This is a genomic window from Bradyrhizobium sp. USDA 4354, from assembly GCF_054060315.1.
Genome location: NZ_JBSSDC010000001.1, coordinates 1,411,898 through 1,430,289, shown reverse-complemented (window position 1 = coordinate 1,430,289; position 18,392 = coordinate 1,411,898). Strand labels below are relative to the sequence as shown.

The 18,392-nt window shown below is 65.0% G+C and carries 14 protein-coding genes and 1 pseudogene; 6 read left to right on the top strand and 9 right to left on the bottom strand.

Annotated features, from left to right (window positions below; translation table 11 throughout):
* Positions 1 to 26 precede the first annotated feature (26 nt).
* The 4 genes from ACVIIV_RS06705 to ACVIIV_RS06690 are packed head-to-tail and all read left to right on the top strand — an operon-like array spanning position 27 to position 2,323.
* Positions 27 to 761 (top strand): outer membrane protein, encoded by a 735-nt coding sequence (locus ACVIIV_RS06705; protein ID WP_456743497.1) that lies wholly within the window; start codon positions 27 to 29, stop codon positions 759 to 761.
* Complete coding sequence (locus ACVIIV_RS06700; protein ID WP_456743496.1) at positions 643 to 1,458, top strand: RNA polymerase sigma factor; 816 nt, start codon at positions 643 to 645, stop codon at positions 1,456 to 1,458. Before ACVIIV_RS06705 ends, ACVIIV_RS06700 begins: the two co-directional genes overlap by 119 nt.
* The gene (locus ACVIIV_RS06695; RefSeq protein ID WP_456743495.1) at positions 1,455 to 1,883 is read left to right on the top strand and encodes a hypothetical protein; all 429 of its coding nucleotides are present in this window, start codon (positions 1,455 to 1,457) and stop codon (positions 1,881 to 1,883) included. Before ACVIIV_RS06700 ends, ACVIIV_RS06695 begins: the two co-directional genes overlap by 4 nt.
* Complete coding sequence (locus ACVIIV_RS06690; protein ID WP_456743494.1) at positions 1,880 to 2,323, top strand: periplasmic heavy metal sensor; 444 nt, start codon at positions 1,880 to 1,882, stop codon at positions 2,321 to 2,323. Before ACVIIV_RS06695 ends, ACVIIV_RS06690 begins: the two co-directional genes overlap by 4 nt.
* A gap of 387 nt (positions 2,324 to 2,710) precedes the next feature.
* On the opposite strand, the gene murA is transcribed toward ACVIIV_RS06690, so the two are convergent.
* The 9 genes and pseudogenes from murA to rpsT form a co-directional block, all read right to left on the bottom strand.
* Positions 2,711 to 4,003: a UDP-N-acetylglucosamine 1-carboxyvinyltransferase gene (gene murA / locus ACVIIV_RS06685; RefSeq protein WP_456743493.1), complete on the bottom strand. Its 1,293-nt coding sequence runs from the start codon at positions 4,001 to 4,003 to the stop codon at positions 2,711 to 2,713.
* A 122-nt stretch (positions 4,004 to 4,125) separates the two neighbouring features.
* Complete coding sequence (locus ACVIIV_RS06680) at positions 4,126 to 4,593, bottom strand: hypothetical protein (RefSeq protein ID WP_456743492.1); 468 nt, start codon at positions 4,591 to 4,593, stop codon at positions 4,126 to 4,128.
* Positions 4,594 to 4,792: 199 nt separating this feature from the next.
* A pseudogene (gyrB, locus tag ACVIIV_RS06675) lies at positions 4,793 to 7,229 on the bottom strand (DNA topoisomerase (ATP-hydrolyzing) subunit B).
* Between the two features lie 380 nt (positions 7,230 to 7,609).
* Entirely contained in the window at positions 7,610 to 9,766 is a 2,157-nt protein-coding gene (locus ACVIIV_RS06670; RefSeq protein WP_456743491.1) for a hypothetical protein, read from the bottom strand.
* A 144-nt stretch (positions 9,767 to 9,910) separates the two neighbouring features.
* Positions 9,911 to 10,654, bottom strand: a complete 744-nt coding sequence (locus ACVIIV_RS06665) for a hypothetical protein (protein WP_456743490.1) — start codon at positions 10,652 to 10,654, stop codon at positions 9,911 to 9,913.
* A 109-nt stretch (positions 10,655 to 10,763) separates the two neighbouring features.
* Complete coding sequence (recF, locus tag ACVIIV_RS06660; RefSeq protein ID WP_456743489.1) at positions 10,764 to 11,900, bottom strand: DNA replication/repair protein RecF; 1,137 nt, start codon at positions 11,898 to 11,900, stop codon at positions 10,764 to 10,766.
* Between the two features lie 199 nt (positions 11,901 to 12,099).
* Entirely contained in the window at positions 12,100 to 13,218 is a 1,119-nt protein-coding gene (gene dnaN, locus ACVIIV_RS06655; protein ID WP_456743488.1) for a DNA polymerase III subunit beta, read from the bottom strand.
* Between the two features lie 399 nt (positions 13,219 to 13,617).
* Complete coding sequence (dnaA, locus tag ACVIIV_RS06650) at positions 13,618 to 15,027, bottom strand: chromosomal replication initiator protein DnaA (RefSeq protein WP_456743487.1); 1,410 nt, start codon at positions 15,025 to 15,027, stop codon at positions 13,618 to 13,620.
* A 1,282-nt stretch (positions 15,028 to 16,309) separates the two neighbouring features.
* Positions 16,310 to 16,576 (bottom strand): 30S ribosomal protein S20, encoded by a 267-nt coding sequence (gene rpsT / locus ACVIIV_RS06645; RefSeq protein ID WP_024338506.1) that lies wholly within the window; start codon positions 16,574 to 16,576, stop codon positions 16,310 to 16,312.
* A 422-nt stretch (positions 16,577 to 16,998) separates the two neighbouring features.
* Between rpsT and ACVIIV_RS06640 the strand changes: the two genes are divergently transcribed.
* Both ACVIIV_RS06640 and msrA read left to right on the top strand, forming a co-directional pair.
* A complete protein-coding gene (locus ACVIIV_RS06640) occupies positions 16,999 to 17,316 on the top strand; it encodes a hypothetical protein (RefSeq protein ID WP_456743486.1) in 318 nt (105 codons plus the stop codon).
* 164 nt (positions 17,317 to 17,480) lie between these two features.
* The gene (msrA, locus tag ACVIIV_RS06635) at positions 17,481 to 18,137 is read left to right on the top strand and encodes a peptide-methionine (S)-S-oxide reductase MsrA (protein WP_456743485.1); all 657 of its coding nucleotides are present in this window, start codon (positions 17,481 to 17,483) and stop codon (positions 18,135 to 18,137) included.
* Positions 18,138 to 18,392: the final 255 nt, after the last annotated feature.

Below are 18,392 nucleotides of genomic sequence, written 5' to 3'. Positions count from 1 at the left end.
GCCGGTCTCACATTGGGAAGTTGAGCATGACAACGAGATTCAGACTGACGTTCGCCGCGCTGCTCATCGGTTCTGTCCTCATAGGTGCTGGCGCCGCTGCAGCGGCCGACCTGAGGCTGCCCGCATCGCCGCCCGCGCAAGCCCAGGCGGCATCAGCGGCCCTCTTGAGCTGGGCGGGGCCCTATCTCGGCGTGCAGGCCGGCTACCTGTCGGGCCGCACTGAGACCTCGTTTCCCGCCACCGGTGAATTTCACTTCGTCGATCCCAAGGGCGCGACGGTAGGTGCAACGGCGGGCTTCTCCGCGCAATGGGGCCGTATCGTCGCCGGTATCGAGGGCGATGTGAACTTTGTCGATGCGCGCGCGACGATCGACACCGGCTTTGCCCCGACCCCCTCCGTCACGCAGCTTCAATCCGCGGTCAATTGGAATAGCCATCTGCGTGGACGCATCGGCTACGCCTTCGGCCGGGCGATGCTGTTTGCCAGCGGGGGCCTCGCCATTGCGGGCGTCGAGAGCAAGGCGTTCGACAATGCGAGCGGGGCGGTCGCCAGCTGGACCGATACCCGTGTCGGCTGGTCGATCGGAGCAGGCAGTGAATTCCGCTTTGCACCGAGCGCCTCCGTCCGGCTCGAATATCTTTATGACAATTACGGCTCAAAAACCCTTGGAAGCCAGACGGTTGGCGCCGTCACTTTCGCCGAACGCGCGTCCAAGCTCGATACGCACACCGTTCGAGCAGGCGTTTACTGGCGCTTTTGACCGATTGTCGCGACTTGTTGCCGCAGATGATGCAATTGAGGCGGTGCCTCATTCCGGCGATGCGGCATATCCTCATGACCGGGACGGGCTCGCATCGCAAAGCCATTATGGCCGCAGTCCAAGGCAACAGATCGAGATGATGGAAGAACCATCGGACGAGGCCTTGATGTCGGAGGTTTCGGCGCAGCGGCAGCAGGCGTTTCGCATCCTGATGCGGCGTCACATGCCCAGCGCGCTGCGGGTCGCGGAGCGGATCGTTCGCGACCCGGCCGAGGCCGATGACATCGGCCAGGAGGCGTTCATGCGTGTCTGGACGCACGCGGCCTCGTACGACCCGCAGGTTGCGAAATTCACGACCTGGCTCTACCGCATCGTGCTCAACCTGACGTTCGACCGCACGCGGCGCCGCACATTCCAGCCTCTCGAAGAGGCCGGCGACGTGCCTGACACCGGGCCGCACGCCGTCGAGCGGTTGATCGCCGATGAGGAGCTCAGCCTTCTCAACCGCGCGATGGCCGGCCTGTCGGACCGGCAGCGCGGCGCGATCGCGCTCTTCCACATGGAGGGATTGAGCGGCGAGGAAGCGGCGAAGGCGATGAACCTTAGCGCCAAGGCGTTCGAATCGCTGCTGGGCCGCGCCCGCACGGCGCTCAAGGCAAATGTTCAGAAAATACAGGACACGGGGAGCTACGCATGACGCCCGATCAGTTCAGACAATTGGCAGAGACATGGGGAGGCGATGTCGAGCGCTGGCCTGCGGCAACGCGCGAGGCCGCGCGACGATTTGCGGCGAGCGCGGAAGGCGCTGCCGTTCTGGATGAGCAGGGGCGCCTCGACCGCCTGCTCGCTGTCGCTCCGGAGATCGAGACGGCGCGGGCGGATCGTTCGAGCTTGCTTGTCTTGCAGAGGCTCGCTGCCGTCCCGCAGCAGCATCGGCTGGCATGGTATCACCGCCTGTTGCGCTGGCCCGCGCTCGTTCCCGCCGCAAGTCTGGCCTGCTCCGCGATGGTGGGCGTGTGGCTGGCCGGGGCGATGCCCTATGTCCAAGCGCCGTCGGATGCCTTGTCGGTCATGAGCGGCGTCTTCGACGTCTACGCAATCGGCTATGGATCGGTGCAATGAAGTTCTGGCGAGAATGGTCCACTCCCTGGCGTGCGCTCATGCTGCTGTCGCTGTGCGTCAACGTCATCCTGTTCACCTATGTCTCGGTGCAATGGCTGTTGCCCGGCGGCTTCAGGCCTGGCGCGGGCGTGCCGATCCGCATGATCGAGCGTGTCGCGGAGAGATTGCCGGCGGAAGACGCAGAGATCCTGTGGAGCATCTATCGCGGCAAGGAGGCCGAGCTGGCGCCTCTCCAGTCCGAGTACCGGCTCGCTTTGATGAAGGCGATGAAGACGGCGGCGCAGACGAACCTCGACAAGGCGGAGCTGGAAGCGGCCGTGAAGGATGCCCGCGACAAGCGCGTGAAGATAGGCGACCTCGTCGTCGCAACCTTTGTCGAGATGCTGGAACGAATTTCACCGAAAGGACGCCGCCAACTCGTCGGCGGCTATTTTCGCTGAGCCGCGCAAAGTGAACGAGGGATTCGGCCCGTCCAGACGTATCACCTACATCGATGTCTGCGAATTGGTGGAGATGATATGGTGCAACGATTTGGCAGGACGGGAAGCGGAGCGGTGGTGAGCTTCTCGCGGCGGGCGGCCGTTTACGTGCGTGCGGCGCTTGCGGCCGCGAGTTTGATCGCTCTTCTCGTACTGTTTCTTTCGCAAGCTTCCGCGGAGGACGCGCGGAATGAGGCAAAACAGGCCTGCAAGGCCGATTACTCCCGCCTCTGCGCGGGAACGATGCCCGGGGGTGGCCGCATTCGCAAATGTCTCAGCGACAATTACGGCGGATTGTCTGCGGCCTGCAAACAGGCCCTCGATGCACGCCCGCCGAAATAGGATGGGCTAGCTCCGCGTCGGCACGCGCTGGATCTTCGCTCCAAGCGCGTTCAGCCGTTCCTCGATGCGCTCATAGCCGCGCTCGATCTGGTCGGCATTGTTGATGGTGGAGGTCCCTTCGGCGCAGACCGCGGCGAGCAGCATGGCCATGCCGGCGCGGATGTCGGGCGAGGTCATCGGCGCGCCGCGCAGGCGGCTGGGGCCGGCGATGATGGCGCGATGAGGATCGCAGAGAACAATTCTTGCGCCCATCGCGATCAGCTTGTCGACGAAGAACATCCGCGATTCGAACATCTTCTCGAACATCAGGATCACGCCCTCGCATTGCGTGGCCGTGACGATCGCGATCGACATCAGGTCGGCGGGGAAGGCCGGCCAGGGCTGGTCCTCCAGCTTCGGCACATGGCCGCCGAAATCGTCCTGGATCTTCAAGGTTTGATTGGAGGGCACGATGAGATCATCGCCCTCGATCCGGCAGACGATGCCGAGCCGCTCGAAACCCATGCGGATCGAGCGCAGATGCTCGACGCCGGCGCGCGTGATGCGCAGCGGCGAGCGCGTCACGGCGGCAAGTCCGATCAGCGAGCCGACCTCGATGTGGTCGGGCTGGATCCGGTAGGTCGCCTCCCCGAGCGTGGCCTGCCCATGCACGATCATGGTGTTGGTGCCGATGCCCTCGATCCTGGCGCCGAGCGCGACCAGGAAATTGGCGAGGTCCTGCACATGCGGCTCGGAGGCCGCGTTGCGCAAATAAGTGACGCCGTCGGCGGCGACCGCCGCGACCAGCGCATTCTCGGTGGCGGTGACGCTCGGCTCGTCGAGGAACACGTCCGCGCCGGCGAGCTTCGGTGCGCGGAATTCGAGCCGGTCGGTCGCGGTGACCTTTGCCCCCAGTTGCTCCAGCGCCAGCACATGGGTGTCCAGACGGCGGCGGCCGATGACATCGCCGCCCGGCGGCGGCAGCATCACCTCGCCGCAGCGGGCGAGCAGGGGCCCCGCGAGCAGGATCGAGGCGCGGATGCGCACGCACAGCTCGGGGTCGAGATCGGCGGCGCGAATGCTCTTGGCATGGATGTGAAGCGTGTTGCGGGCGGTCCATTCCGCCGATGCGCCGACCGAGCGGATCAGCTCGACCAGCGTCTCGGTGTCGCGGATGCGCGGCACGTTCTCCAGCGTGACCGGATGCTCGGTGAGCAGCGCGGCGGCGATGATCGGCAGCGCTGAATTCTTGTTGCCGGACGGCTCGATCGAGCCCGAGAGCCGGTGACCGCCCTCGACGATGTATTGGATGGGCGCCACGGGGTTTCTCGCTGTCCTGTTGGGTGGGCTGTTTCGGGCGGAAACTACAGAGAATTGAGCGCGGTAGCAATTGTGCTGGCCGGGGCTCGCACCCGTCCGCCTCGAGCTTGTGGAAGCCGCCTCTAGAACAGCCCGATGATATTCCCGATCACATAGAGGATCGCGATCAGGATCAGCGCCCCCATCATGAAGAAAGAGATTTCGATCGCGATGGCGCCGGTGCCGAGCGTGGCGGCGACGGCGGCAAGCAGCCGTTCCTCCCGGAAGATCAGCGAGAGAACGGAGAACAGGATGGCGAGCAGGCCGAGCGAGATCGCTGTGACCGACGCGGTTTCACTCCAGCTTCGTCCAACGGACTTTTCAGGCTTCGGCGCCTGATATTCCACGCCCTTCACCTTCGCGACAATGCGGTCCTTGATGCGATGGCCGGTGTCGACGATCACCTTGTCCGCCGGCGGCGGCGGAAACACGATCGGCACGACCCAATGCGGCAGCACTGCCGCCATCAGCGCCAGCACGCCGACGATGCTGCCGATGATGCCGAGGCGGCGAGAGGGCGCGGCGGAACTGGGCGTTGCGGAGGCGATCATGGCGTGAGGCTTCCCGGCCGGAATTGGCCAACGGGTTCATGCCACTTCGTCGCGATCGCGGGTGGTGAGGTTCAGGAGGCCGGATTGGTGCTGCCGTCATGCCCGGGCTTGTCCCGGGCATCCACGTTCTTTGTTTCGCGGGGCAAGACGTGGATGGCCGGGACAAGCCCGGCCATGACGCCGCGGAAGCAGCGAGCCCTCAGATATCGATCGTCGCGCTCAGCGAGTGTTCCTGGATGAAGTCGCGGCGCGGCTCGACCACGTCGCCCATCAGCTTGGTGAAGATGTCGTCGGCCTCGTCGACCTCCTTGACCTTCACCTGCAAGAGCGAGCGCGCCTCGGTATCGAGCGTCGTCTCCCAGAGCTGCTCGGGGTTCATCTCGCCGAGGCCTTTGTAGCGCTGCAAGGTGATGCCCTTGCGGCCCGCGTCGGTCACGGCTTCGAACAGGTCGACCGGGCCGTGGACCACGTGCTCATTGTCCTTGCGCCGCAGCTTGCCGGAGCGGGCGTAAACGTCCTGGAGCTTTGTCGTGTATTCGTCGAGCTTGCGGGCCTCGGCCGAGCCGAGCAGCGCGTCGTCGATCACGGCCGCTTCCTTGACGCCGCGCACGGTGCGCTCGAACAGGAAGCCTTGGCCTTCGACGAACTGCCCGACCCAGCCGCGTTCGACCTCCTCGGCCTGGTTGTCCAGCCGGCTCGCGATGTATTGCGCAGCGGCCGCTGCCTTCTCGGGATCGCCGTAGATTTCCTTGTTCAGCACGCCGGTGATGGCGGCCTGCTCGACCACCTTGCGGTTATAGCGGCTGTGCAAATTGCGCAGGATGCTGCGGACGACGCGGGCGTCGTCGACCAGCGCGCGCAAATCGCGACCGGAACGGTCTCCGCCGGTGCCGGGGATGTACACGCAGTCATCGAGCCCGGCGCCGATCAGATAGTCTTCCAGCGCCCGCTCGTCCTTCAGGTACTGCTCGGACTTGCCGCGTGAGACCTTATAGAGCGGCGGCTGGGCGATGTAGAGATAGCCGCCGTCGATGATGTCGCGCATCTGGCGGTAGAAGAAGGTGAGCAGCAGCGTGCGGATGTGAGCGCCGTCGACGTCGGCGTCGGTCATCACGATGATCTTGTGATAGCGCAGCTTCTCGACCGAGAACTCGTCGCTGATGCCGGTGCCGAGCGCGGTGATCAGCGTGCCGATCTGCTCCGACGACAGCATCTTGTCGGGGCGGACGCGTTCGACGTTCAAGATCTTGCCGCGGAGCGGCAAGACGGCCTGGAATTCGCGGTTACGGCCCTGCTTGGCGCTGCCGCCTGCCGAGTCGCCCTCGACGATGAACAGCTCGGACTTGGCCGGATCCTTTTCCTGGCAGTCGGCGAGCTTGCCGGGTAGCGAGGAGACCGAGAGCGGGCTCTTGCGGGTCAGCTCGCGCGCCTTGCGCGCGGCTTCACGGGCGGCGGCGGCCTGGATCACCTTGCCGACGATCATCTTGGCTTCGGACGGGTGCTCCTCGAACCAGGCCTGGAGCGCCTCGTTGAGGACGTTCTCGACCACGGGGCGCACTTCCGAGGACACCAGCTTGTCCTTGGTCTGCGACGAGAATTTCGGATCGGGCACCTTCACAGACAGCACGGCAGTAAGGCCTTCGCGGCAATCGTCGCCGGGTCAGCGCGATCTTTTCCTTCTTCGCATTGGCCTCGGCATAGCCGTTGACCTGGCGCGTCAGCGCGCCACGGAAACCGGCCAGATGGGTGCCGCCGTCCCGTTGCGGGATGTTGTTGGTGAAGCACAGCACGTTCTCGTGGTAGCTGTCGTTCCACCACAGCGCGGCCTCGACGCCGATGCCGTTGGCTTCCGAGCGCACCATGATCGGCGTCGGTACCAACGCTTTCTTGTTGCGGTCGAGATATTTGACGAACTCCTCGACGCCGCCGGAATAGTGCATCTCCTCGCGCTTCTCGACCGCGTGCCGCATGTCGGAGAGCGCAATGTTGACGCCGGAATTGAGGAAAGCGAGCTCGCGCAGGCGATGCTCGAGCGTGGCAAAATCGTATTCGATGTTCTTGAACGTCTCGGTCGAGGCGAGGAACGTCACCTCGGTGCCGCGCTTGCCCGGCGCGTCGCCGACCACCTTCAGCGGTGCGACGGCATCGCCATGCGCGAATTCGATATAGTGCTCCTTGTTGTCGCGCCAGATGCGCAAGCCGAGCTTGCTCGACAGCGCGTTGACGACGGAGACGCCGACGCCGTGCAGGCCGCCGGAAACCTTGTAGGAGTTCTGGTCGAACTTACCGCCGGCGTGAAGCTGGGTCATGATGACCTCGGCCGCCGAGATGCCTTCGCCCTTGTGGATGTCGACGGGAATGCCGCGGCCGTCGTCGCGCACTGTGACGGAATTGTCGGCATTGAGGATGACGTCGACGCGCGAGGCATGGCCCGCGAGCGCCTCGTCGATCGCGTTATCGACGACCTCGTACACCATGTGATGCAGGCCCGAGCCGTCGTCGGTGTCGCCGATATACATGCCCGGGCGCTTGCGGACGGCGTCGAGACCCTTGAGCACGCGGATCGATTCCGCGCCGTATTCGCTCGGATTGGAGAGCTCGTTTTCGGCAGCGGGCTGCCGAGCAGGTTCTGTCATGAGAGGCCTTCGAGATGTCGCCCGAATCAGCGGCGCAAAAGGCGCTGATTTGCGGGGCTATTTGTGCCATGAAAGACCGCTTGCGCCTAGCGCAAAGTATCTCCCGGCAACCCTTTGATCAGATGGGGTTTTTGGGCCGGTTTTCAAGCCTTTTGGAGGCCAATTTCCGGCGCTGCAAAAAGCGCGATTCGAGGGGCCGTTTTGGGTCGCGAAAGGCGTGGATTTTGCGGGGGTCGGGATGGGTGTTCAGGGGCGCGTTCACACAGGTGCCGTCATGCCCGGGCTCGACCAGGCTCGACCCGGGCATCCACGTCTTGGTGCGGAACGCAGACCTCGAAGGCCGGCACGAGTCAGGACGAGTCCGGCCATGACGATCAACCTCAATACATCTGCAAAGGCAGCACGTCTCCGTTCGGGCCCACCAGGAGGCCCCAGGCCTCGCCGACGGCAACGGTCAGGGTCTCAGTGCGAGCCGGCCGTCCGGGCAGGCGCAGCGCGTACTGGTACTTGCCGGGCGACAGGTCGAGCATCGGGCCTTTCGGCGATTGCGGGCCGCCGGCGCCGGCCGCGATCTTCACGGTCTGATTGTTGATCGTGAGCGAGGCTTCCTTCGGCCCGATATTGCCGAGCATGAGCCTCGCCTGTCCCGCCTTCGGCATGATGTCGGCCTTCGCCGCGGCATCCGCATTTTTCTGCGCCAGATTGACCGTGGTCTCGCCCTTGGCGCGGCCGAGCTTGAGCACGGCCGCGCCATGTGGCGAGGTGAAGTCGATCTGCGCGCGTTCTGCGGACACGGTCGCGCCGTCGGCCTTTTCTTGCCAGCCGAGCTTGGACAGCTCCGCACGGTAGAAGGCGAGGACCTCGGCGAGCGAAGCGGGGATGCTGGCCTCCAGCTCGCGGCGGAGCGGCGTCTCGCTGCCTGGCATCTTTGTGGTGGCGAGCGATTTCGACGAACGCTGCGTCGGCACCGGCAGCTGGGATTCGGGATCGGGCCTGAGCGGCTCGGAGGATTTGGCCTGCACTTCCGGGCTGGCAGCGGGCTTGGCCGCTTGCATCACGAGGCCCGATCCGTCGGCGTGGACATTCACCTTCGGGCCCATCTGCATCACCGTCATCGAGATCGACTTGCCACCCCTGGAGAACGCCATCACCGCCATGTTGGGCTGGTTGATGACGGAGGGCTGCTCCTTCCAGCCCGCATTCTTCAGTGTGGTGCGGTAGAACGTGCTGAGCGCCTTCACGCTCGAGGTGGACGAGAATTCGAGCCGGCCATCGCCGCCTTCGAACGTCACGTCTTGCGCGGTCTCGGGCAGCGGCACCGGCGTCTTGCTGTCGGCGAGCGCATTGAGCGGCGCATCGGACAGGGAGGCGGCCTGCGTCTTGCGCCTGGCCTCATCGGCGGCGATGAGCTGCTGCGCCGCACCCAGCGCATCGCCAAGGAACTTCTCGTCGGCCTCCTTCTTGGCCTTTGCGCGGGCGGCGAGCGCGGATTCCTTCACCTGCGCGGTCAGGCTGACCATGGTGAAATCATATTTGCGGCCGAGCCGCAGCACGCCGGTTTCCTCCACCGAGGAAATCTTGATCGCGACCTCGTCGCCGGGGGCGAGCTGTGCGTTGCCATCCTCCTGCCAGCCGCGCGCGGCCAGCTCGCGACGATAGAAGGCGAGCACGGCGGGCAGCTCGGCGATCGCGGCGGCCGACATCTCGCGCTTGTTGGAGCTCGCGCTGCCAAGACCTCGCGCGGATTTGGTCGGCTTGGGCCGCGGCAGGCCCGCCATATCATCGTCGGCCTCGAGCTGTTGGGGGAGTGCGAACGGCGCCACCCGGATCTCGACATTGGTGCGGCCGTCGTCGCGACGTGTCAGGGTCAGCATCACCGGCTTCTGGTAGACGTGTGTCGCGTCGCGATCGGGGTGGTCGTAGAAGACGCGAACGCCGTTCGCGACGGCACCGCCGAGATCGGCGTTCGGCCAGCGCGAAGCCGCCTCGGGCGTGAGTTTGCGCCATCCCATCGCCGCCATCTGCTTGGTAAAGAACTCCGCGATGGCATCGAGCGCGCCGGGCGCGATGCAGCCGAGATAGGGCCGGGTCTCGTCGAACGCGAGATCGGTCGCGCCGTCCGGGAACGGCACGTTCGCATAGATCCGGTTCGGCGTGTAGAACACCGCGGATTGGTCGGAGCGTCCGCGCGCCTGTGTGAAGGAGACGCGAAGTCCCTGCCGTCCTTTCTTGAAAGTCAACGCGGCGCTTTTCTCATCCAGCGGATACACATAGGGCACCCAGCCGTCGGCGCTCAGCAGCTTCCTGGTGGCGTCCGACGTGGCGGCAAGCGCGGTCGGCACGGTGTAGATCACGCGATAGGTGTCGGGGCGCGAGGTGTCCTCCACCGCCCCATCCAGCCGCGGCAGCGTATGGACGTCGACGAAGCCTTCGTCGGCCGCGCCGGCGGGACGCGAAGTGCTCACTATTGCGAGAATGCCGCAGGCAAGCAGCAGCCATCTTGCCGGGACTTGCGCCCCACGCCGGATCATCGGCATCGTCGAAACTCCCGGATGTCGCGCGTCGCCCTGCGCATTGGCAGGCCGCGGCGCCGTCGGCGCGCGGCCTCAGACCAGAAGTCGCGACAGGAACCGGCCAGGTTCAACAAATGCGCCCCGCGGCGCCCGGGCCTGAACAGAGGCTCAGTACAGCTGCAGCGGTGGCCACGCCTCTCCGTCGCGCCCGACTGTGAGCTCCCAGGTATCGCCAGCTGCGACGGTGAGCATGTTCGTAGTGGCCGGACGGCCCGGCACGCTCAGTCCGTAGGCGTATTTGCCGGGCACGAGGTCCAGCGCGACGGCGTTCGCGCGGGCGGGTCGCGGAATCGTCCGCTCGTTGATCGCAAGCACGGCTTCGTTGTCGCCGATGTTGTTGAACACCAGCTTGGCCTGGCCGGGTTCAGGCAGGACGTTCGCTCGGGTCGCGACATCCGAATTCTTCTGCACGAGATGCACCGAGGTGCTGCCGTTCTTGCCGTCGAGCTCCAGCGCTGCCGGCCCGATCGGGGAGACGAAGGCGAGGCGCGCGTGATCGGCGGTGACCACCGCGTCATCCTGCTGTTCCTGCCAACCGAGCTTTCGAAGCTCGGTACGATAGAAGGCGAGGACGTCGCCGAGCGCTGCGGGTACGCGGGCTTCGAGCCTGGTCCGGAGTGGAGCCTCAAAGCCGGGCACCACGGTGGTGTGGATCCCCCGATAGCTGTAGCGGGTCGGCGCGGGCAGCTTGGCATCTGGATCGAGCGTGAGCGCGGCCGAGAACAGCGGCGGCAGGGTAGACACGAAGGCACCGGCGCTTGCCGCGAGCAGGCAGCTTGCGAGGAGAGCGAGGCCGCACGCCATAAGTTGCCATCGTGCCGGAGCTTGCGCTCCACGCCCCACCGTCGCCATGCCCATGCTCCAAGGATATCGCGCAGCTCTGAAATCATGCGCGATGGCCGCTTCCTGCAGCCTCAAGCAGCTAGTCGCGGCCGCAAACAAGCGGGTTCAACGCGGCGGCCTAGCTTCGGGCCGAGACCCGTCCGCTCTCGACGTCAAACACCTCGCCTCCCGCGCCGATCTCGGCGAAGGCGGCAGGATCCGCACCGGTCAGCCATACCTGCGCGCCGAGCTTCTTCAGCTCCTCGAACAGCGCGGCGCGACGATTGGGATCGAGATGCGCGACCACTTCGTCGAGCAGCAGCAGCGGCACGATGCCGGTCATCTCGGCGACCAGCGTCGCATGCGCGAGTACGAGGCCGATCAGAAGCGCCTTCTGCTCGCCGGTGGAGGCATCGCGCGCAGGCATGCCCTTCGGCGCATAGACGACCTGCAGATCGGTGAGATGCGGGCCGTCGGTGGTGCGGCCGGCAATCGCATCGCGCGGGCGGTTGTCGCGCAGGATCTGGCGGTAGCGGTCCTCGACCGAGGTCGCGGTCTCGTTAAGCAGCGCATTCTCCATCCAGCCGTCGAGCGCGATTTGCGCCGAGGGGAAGGCGGATTCTTGCGCGCGTGCGTTGAGCATGCCGGTCAGCCTTGCCGCAGTCTGGCCGCGCGTTGCCGCGACCGCGACCGCAAGCTCCGCCGTCTCGCGCTCGATCGCATCGCACCAATGGTCGTCGTAATTGCGCGTCTCCAGCAGGCGGTTGCGCGACCGCAAGGAGCGCTCGAGTGCGTTGATGCGGCTGGAATGCTCGCTGTCGATCGCGAGCACCAGGCGGTCGAAGAAGCGCCGCCGCTCGGAGGCAGCCCCCATGAACAGCCCGTCCATCGCCGGCGTCAGCCACACCATGCGGATGTGATCGCCGAAGGCGCTGGCCGAACCCACCGGCTCGCGGTCGATGCGGCAGCGCCGGCTCACGGTGCTGTCCGGGCGCGGCGCGTCGATGCCGGTGCCGAGCGTGGCGAGCCCCAGCGCGCCCTCGACCTGCGCCGACACCGCCCAGGAGCCGTCGCCCTGGTTGTCGGCGACGTCCTCCAGCGTCGCGCGGCGCAGGCCGCGGCCCGGCGACAGGAACGAGATCGCCTCGATGCAATTGGTCTTGCCCGCCCCGTTCGGCCCGACCAGCGCCACCATGTCAGCCGCCGTCTCGAGCCCCGCCGCCCGGTAATTGCGAAAATGCGTCAGCGTCAGGCGATGAATGCGGGAGGGGGTCATCAGTTCTTTGTCATGGACGCGCGTTCTCCCTTCGGGAGCATGCCGTAGGGTGGGCAAAGGCGCGCTCTGCGCGCGCCGTGCCCACGTCTCGCCGCGATCCGGCCGCTGCATGGTGGGCACGCTTTCGCCTTCGCTCTTCGAGCTACGGCGCAAGCTTTGCCCACCCTACGGCTCCGATGAATGGTCGAGAGAGCGCCCCTCACACCCGCATCGGCATCAGCACATACAGCGCGCTCTTGTCGTCGCGGTCTTGCACCAAAGTGGGCGAGCCGGGGTCGGCGAGGCGGAGCGTTGCGACGTCGCCTTCGATCTGGGCGGCGATGTCGAGCAGATAGCGGGAGTTGAAGCCGATATCGAGGGCGTCGGAGGCGTACTCGACCTCGAGCTCTTCGGTCGCGCTGCCGGAATCCGGGTTGGTCACCGACAGCACCAGCTTGCCCGCCGACAGCGACAGTTTCACCGCCCGCCCGCGCTCGCTGGAGATCGTCGAGACGCGGTCGACCGCGTTCTCGAAATCCTTCTTGTCGACCACGAGCTCCTTGTCGTTGTTCTGCGGGATGACGCGGCCGTAATCGGGGAAGGTGCCGTCGATCAGCTTCGAGGTCAGCACCACATTGCCGATGATGAAGCGGATCTTGGCCTGCGACAGCTCGATGGTCATCTCGGCCTCGGTGTCCTCGATCAGGCGCTGCACCTCGCCGACGGTCTTGCGCGGCACGATCACGCCGGGCATGCCCTCGGCGCCCTTGGGCTGCACCAGGTCGAGCTGGGCGAGGCGGTGGCCGTCGGTGGCGACGCCGCGCAGGGTCGCGGCGTTCGCCGTGCCGGCGGCGTGCAGATAGATGCCGTTGAGGTAGTAGCGCGTCTCCTCCGTCGAGATCGCGAACTGGGTGCGGTCGATCAGCCGCTTGACGTCCTTGGAGGCGAGCGAGAACGCGTGCGACATGTCGCCGGCGGCCAGATCCGGGAAATCGTTCTCCGGCAGCGTCTGCAGCGTGAAGCGCGAGCGGCCGGCGCGGATCGCCAGCACCGCGCGGTCGCCGTCGGCCTCCAGCACGATCTGCGAGCCATCAGGCAGCTTGCGGACGATGTCGTAGAACATGTGCGCCGGCACGGTGGTGGAGCCGGCGGTCGCGGTTTCCGCCGGCAGCGTCTCCGTCACCTCGAGGTCGAGGTCGGTCGCCTTCAGCGACAATTTCGCGCTCTCGGCGCGGACCAGCACGTTGCCGAGGATCGGGATCGTGTTGCGGCGCTCGACCACGCGATGGACATGGCCCAGCGATTTCAGGAGTTGCGCGCGTTCGACCGTAACCTTCATTGCACTACTCGCCCGATCCCCAAGGAAAACACAGCGTTGAGAAGGCCGGGCGGCGGGACGCGCGCCACGGCACCGAAGACCCCGGAAGCCGGATCATCCAGCCGATATGACCAAAGCCTTCAGGGTCGCGCAAGGTGGCGCGGATGGCCCCCGGATTCAAGGGATCGGGGGCAGTTCCCCCACGATTTACCGCCTGAACCAAAGGCCGCGGCCCAGGCAGAGGTCTGCTCCCTCGCCCCGTTCTTACGGGGAGAGGGTTGGGGTGAGGGGCCGCTCTCCACATGCGAGATTGCCTAGAGACCTGTACCCCCTCACCCGGATCGCACCGGACGATGCTTCGCATCGCCGAGGCGATCCGACCTCTCCCCGCAAGCGGGGAGAGGTGACAGAAATAGGCCTTTATTCCTGAAGCTGGCGCTTCAGCGACTCGACCTCTTCGGACAGCGCGGTGTCCTTGGAGACCAGCGCCTCGATCTTGCGCACCGCGTGCAGCACGGTGGTGTGGTCGCGCCCGCCGAAGCGCCGGCCGATCTCGGGCAGCGAGCGCAGGGTCAGGGTCTTGGCGAGGTACATCGCGACCTGGCGCGGGCGGACCACGTTGGCGGTGCGGCGCGAGGAGAGCAGGTCGGAGCGGCTGACATTATACTGCCGCGCCACCACGCGCTGGATGTCCTCGATCTTGATCCGCTTGGGCTCCTGCGGCCGCACCAGGTCGCGCACCTCGTGCTCCGCCATCTCCAGCGTCACCGGCCGGTTGTTGAGCTTGGAATGCGCCAGCAGGCGGTTGATCGCGCCTTCGAGATCGCGGCCGTTATGGGTGATGGTGCGCGCAAGATAATGCAGCACCTCCTCAGGCACCTCGAACGTCGCATGATGGGCGCGGGCCGCTGCGACGCGCGACTTGAGGATGCCGTGGCGCAGCTCCTCGCCGAGCGAGCCCATCTCGACCACGAGCCCGCCGGCGAGCCGCGAGCGCACGCGGTCATCGAGGCTTTCGAGATCGGACGGCGGACGGTCGGCCGCGATCACGACCTGGCGGCCGGCGTCGATCAGCGCGTTCAGCGTGTGACAGAACTCGGCCTGCGTCGACTTGCCCTGCAGGAATTGGAGATCGTCGATCACGAGCACGTCGATGCCGCGCAGCGCTTCCTTGAAGGCCAGCGCCGTCTGCGTCTTAAGCGCAGCGACGAAGCCGTACATGAATTTCTCCGCCGTGAGATACAGCACCTTGCGCTCGTTGCCGGAATTGCCGGCCCAGGTCACCGCCTGGAGCAGATGCGTCTTGCCGAGGCCGACGCCGGCATGGATGTAGAGCGGGTTGAACATGACGGGATCGCCGCGGCGCCCCTCGGCGACCTGACGCGCGGCGGCATGCGCCAGCGTGTTGGAGCGGCCGACGACGAAGCTCGCGAAGGTCAGGCGCGGATCCAGCGGCGAGCCGCCGAGCGCGTCGTGATTGGCCGAGACCGGCGCGGTCGCAGTCGAGCGCAGCTCCGGCGTCGGCATGCGGCGCGCCTCGATCGGCGCGGGCGCTTCCTTCGGCTGCGCCACCGGGCGCACGGCGGAGCGGACCGTGAGGTCGATGCGATGCACTTCCGGCATCTCGGCCTGCCAGCACGACAGCACGCGCTCGGCATAATGGGCCTGGATCCAGCTCTTCAGGAACCGCGTCGGCACCGAGAGCCGCACGCTCTCGTCCTGCACGCCTTCCAGATCCATGCGTGCAAACCAGCTCGTGTAGACGTCCTCGCCAACACTCGAGCGCAGCCGACCCTTCACGCGTGACCAGCGATCCTGTTCCATTGTCATCGTCAGAAAACTTCTCTTGAGAGATATAGTTGCGTTGTGAGCGCCATGCAGGGTTCCTGCCACGGTCCCTGAAGTGGCGCGACCTCGAGCGAGTCCATCGTCAGGCATGGCGCGACCATTCGGCGCGAACGCCGCAGGTCAGATCAGCGATGTCAGAGATGGAGGGGTCGCGAGGTCAGCGCGTACTCGGCGCTCCGTCACACGCGGGGGGCTGGAGATCCGACGGAGCTGGAACGGCATCGCTGGAATAGAAAACGTGCTTCAATACCGCGTTGAGTCCGTAAGACATGATACCTCCCCGTCCTGCCGTGATAACTCACGGCAAGGTCCTGCGTGTCCTGAAGACAGCCGCGCCGTACTCCTGTCGCGGATGCCTGCCCAATGTACTGGTCGTCCGCTCGACTTCGCCACCTTGCGTGCCGGGGTAGTTTTGCGATGTCTCTCATATGCGCTGGGCGCGAGCGAGAAGATCCCGCTTGGAGACATTCAGACAAACAACCACCATTCCCACATTGCTATGGGTTTTGCACCGACATCGCTTGTTGAAGCGTCGCCTACGTGCACATCGCCGCCGATTTGCACGCTCGCCCCGTTTCCTAAACCGCGCTGGTCTGAAGATCGTGGGCGCCGCTGACCACTTAAGGAATACACTAAGCGGGAAGACTCGCAACGAAATTGATTCACACTTGAGGCACCAAAAAACTTGACCTCGGTTAACGCCGCGCGCGACTTGTTCACAGGCTGCGAAGCAAGTTTTTGAATCCGTGCACAGAATCGAGAATGCCGCGCGTCATGTGACAATTCTCAGCCACCGCCAAAATTTTTTTACAAATTCGTCACGCGCTCGACGTGCAAGCGAATTTTCCAAATGCTTGTGGCTGCTATGTTGATAAGTGATTATTGAGTCATCGCTTTTCGAGACTCGTTTTGCAGGGTAACTCCACCGTGACGCGCATTCCGGTGAATCTACGGTGTGCAGGACTCTTCTCGGGGCCGATTCAATTCGAGCCCGCAGCACAGCGGTTTTTGCAACGCAATGAAGTTTGCGCTGTTGCAATACATCGTCCGGTAGAACTACGGGACGAAGAATAACGCAGACAATGAAAATCGTCCAAGCGAAGATCGAGCTTCGCGGACTGCTTGCGTGAATATGACAGTCAACAAAAAAGCCCGGCGCGATGCCGGGCTGTTTGACGCGCTGACCGGATCGACCGATCAGATGATGCTGCGAGATGACCTCGCGAGATTACTTCGGCAAGATCACTTCAAGATCACTTCAAGATCACTTGGCGAGCTTGGCGATCTGCGCGGTGAGGCGCGAGACTTTGCGGCTGGCGTTGTTCTTGTGAATGATGTTGCGCTGGGCGGCGCGCATCAAGGCGGGCTCGGCGGTCGCGAGTGCCTTCACGGCAGCGGCGCGATCGCCGCTCTTGATGGCTTCCTCGACAGTGCGCACGGCGCCGCGCATCTGGGTGCGGCGCGACTTGTTGACGGCGGTGCGGCGGGCGATCTTGCGCGTCGCTTTCTTGGCGGAAGTGGTATTGGCCATGGTCTCAATGTCCTTTGCGGGTACCGGTCGCGTCTTGGTCGGATAGCGCCGGCTTGCTTGACCGCGTAATCGACGCTCGGATTTAGGGTGTTCGGTTGCTGGGCCGTTCCCGGAACATGAGCGACGGCCTTGCGGCTGTCTCTGAGGCTCCAAAGAGTCTTTAAGCCCAAGAGAGTCTTGAAGCTCAAGGTGCCTGCAACTGCTCAAAGAACAGCGGCGGCAGGATTGCGCCCACCGCCAATTGGCGCCCTTATAGAGAGGCTCTTTAGCACCGTCAACGCTTTCGGAGCTGGAAATCCGGCCCTTGGCGTCCTGGATGGTCGCCGTAACGCCCTGAAGAGGTTGAATTTCTGCCGTCGCCCGGCTATTGGCTGGCAACGTTCCAAGAGGCCGTCCGACCGGATGGCCATCGTAGGTGAGGCATGATCCGCGGCTTTTTCCGACTGATTGGGCTGTTGCTGCTCGCCGGCGGGTTCATCTTCATGGTCTATGACGGGGCCCGCTGGGTGGCCGACCAGACCCTCAAATTCACCCGGTTCGGCCAGTTCTGGAACGATATCAATCAGGCCAGCCAGTCGGCCTTCCGCAGCTGGGTCGAGGACAAGGCGCCCTGGCTCTGGACCTCGGTGATCCGCCTGGTGCTGGAGCAGCCGGTCTTCGCCGTCCTCGGCATTCTCGGCATCCTGCTGATGATCCTGTTCCGCCCGCGCAAGCCCCTGATCGGCTATTCCCGGGATTGATCTTCAATTCCCGCCGGGACTGAGCCTGGGGCTGGCAGCCGCGTAACACGGCTGCCTCTGGCCGCGTAGATGCCTATAGTCCCACCTCATCGCGAGCACGCCGCCAGAGCTGCCTGGTTTCCCACCTGGCTCAGGCGACCGACAGCTCGCTTCGGAGATCCGTCATGCTGTTCATGCGCAAGACCACCGCATTGCCGAGCGCAACTGAGGCGCTGCCCGGCCGTGCGCAGGCCATTCCGACCGCGACCACCCATTTCGTCAACGGCGCGAAGCTGAAGCCGCCTTATCCGGCCGGCCTCGAGCAGGCGGTGTTCGGGCTCGGCTGCTTCTGGGGCGCCGAGCGCAAGTTCTGGGAGCTCGGCGACGGCGTCCACGCGACCGCCGTCGGCTACGCCGGCGGTCACACGCCGAACCCGACCTATGAGGAAGTCTGCTCGGGCCGCACCGCCCACACCGAAGTCGTGCTGGTCGTGTTCGATCCGAACAAGGTCTCTTACGAGAAGCTCCTGAAGACGTTCTGGGAGAGCCACAACCCGACGCAGGGCATGCGCCAGGGCAACGACGTCGGCACGCAATATCGAAGCGCGATCTACAGCTTTTCCGATGCGCAGAAGAAGGCGGCCGAGGAGTCGAAGGCGCTCTATCAGAAGGCGCTTTCCGCAAAAGGCCTCGGTGCCATCACCACCGAGATCGCGCCCGCCGGCGAATTCTATTTCGCCGAGGACTACCATCAGCAATATCTGGCGAAGAATCCCACCGGCTATTGCGGCTTAGGGGGCACCGGCGTGTCCTGCCCGATCGGGGTTGGTGTCGGCGCGTGAGTCAGCCGCGAACGAGGTGTCGCTTACCCTCCCCTGGAGGGGGAGGGTCGGCTCACATTGAGCGAAGCGAAATGTGAGACGGGGTGGGGCGATCTCTCCACTCGGGCAGTGCTCCTCGCGGAGCGACTGTCACCCCACCCCGCTCGCGCTTCGCGCGATCGACCCTCCCCCTCCAGGGCAGGGGAATCGCATGTGGGATTCTGTAAGTCATTGCGAAGCGGCGAGAAATTGATTCTGAAGGTAGCTCCTGATTCG

What these genes read in the sequence shown, in the direction of transcription:
- ACVIIV_RS06640 (WP_456743486.1), top strand. Translation starts at nt 16,999, where the DNA reads ATGATCCGCGGCTTTTTCCGACTGATTGGGCTGTTGCTGCTCGCCGGC.
- ACVIIV_RS06690 (WP_456743494.1), top strand. Translation starts at nt 1,880, where the DNA reads ATGAAGTTCTGGCGAGAATGGTCCACTCCCTGGCGTGCGCTCATGCTG.
- rpsT (WP_024338506.1), bottom strand. Translation starts at nt 16,576, where the DNA reads ATGGCCAATACCACTTCCGCCAAGAAAGCGACGCGCAAGATCGCCCGC.
- ACVIIV_RS06695 (WP_456743495.1), top strand. Translation starts at nt 1,455, where the DNA reads ATGACGCCCGATCAGTTCAGACAATTGGCAGAGACATGGGGAGGCGAT.
- ACVIIV_RS06670 (WP_456743491.1), bottom strand. Translation starts at nt 9,766, where the DNA reads ATGCCGATGATCCGGCGTGGGGCGCAAGTCCCGGCAAGATGGCTGCTG.
- ACVIIV_RS06665 (WP_456743490.1), bottom strand. Translation starts at nt 10,654, where the DNA reads ATGGCGACGGTGGGGCGTGGAGCGCAAGCTCCGGCACGATGGCAACTT.
- ACVIIV_RS06705 (WP_456743497.1), top strand. Translation starts at nt 27, where the DNA reads ATGACAACGAGATTCAGACTGACGTTCGCCGCGCTGCTCATCGGTTCT.
- ACVIIV_RS06700 (WP_456743496.1), top strand. Translation starts at nt 643, where the DNA reads ATGACAATTACGGCTCAAAAACCCTTGGAAGCCAGACGGTTGGCGCCG.
- recF (WP_456743489.1), bottom strand. Translation starts at nt 11,900, where the DNA reads ATGACCCCCTCCCGCATTCATCGCCTGACGCTGACGCATTTTCGCAAT.
- dnaN (WP_456743488.1), bottom strand. Translation starts at nt 13,218, where the DNA reads ATGAAGGTTACGGTCGAACGCGCGCAACTCCTGAAATCGCTGGGCCAT.
- ACVIIV_RS06680 (WP_456743492.1), bottom strand. Translation starts at nt 4,593, where the DNA reads ATGATCGCCTCCGCAACGCCCAGTTCCGCCGCGCCCTCTCGCCGCCTC.
- msrA (WP_456743485.1), top strand. Translation starts at nt 17,481, where the DNA reads ATGCTGTTCATGCGCAAGACCACCGCATTGCCGAGCGCAACTGAGGCG.
- dnaA (WP_456743487.1), bottom strand. Translation starts at nt 15,027, where the DNA reads ATGACAATGGAACAGGATCGCTGGTCACGCGTGAAGGGTCGGCTGCGC.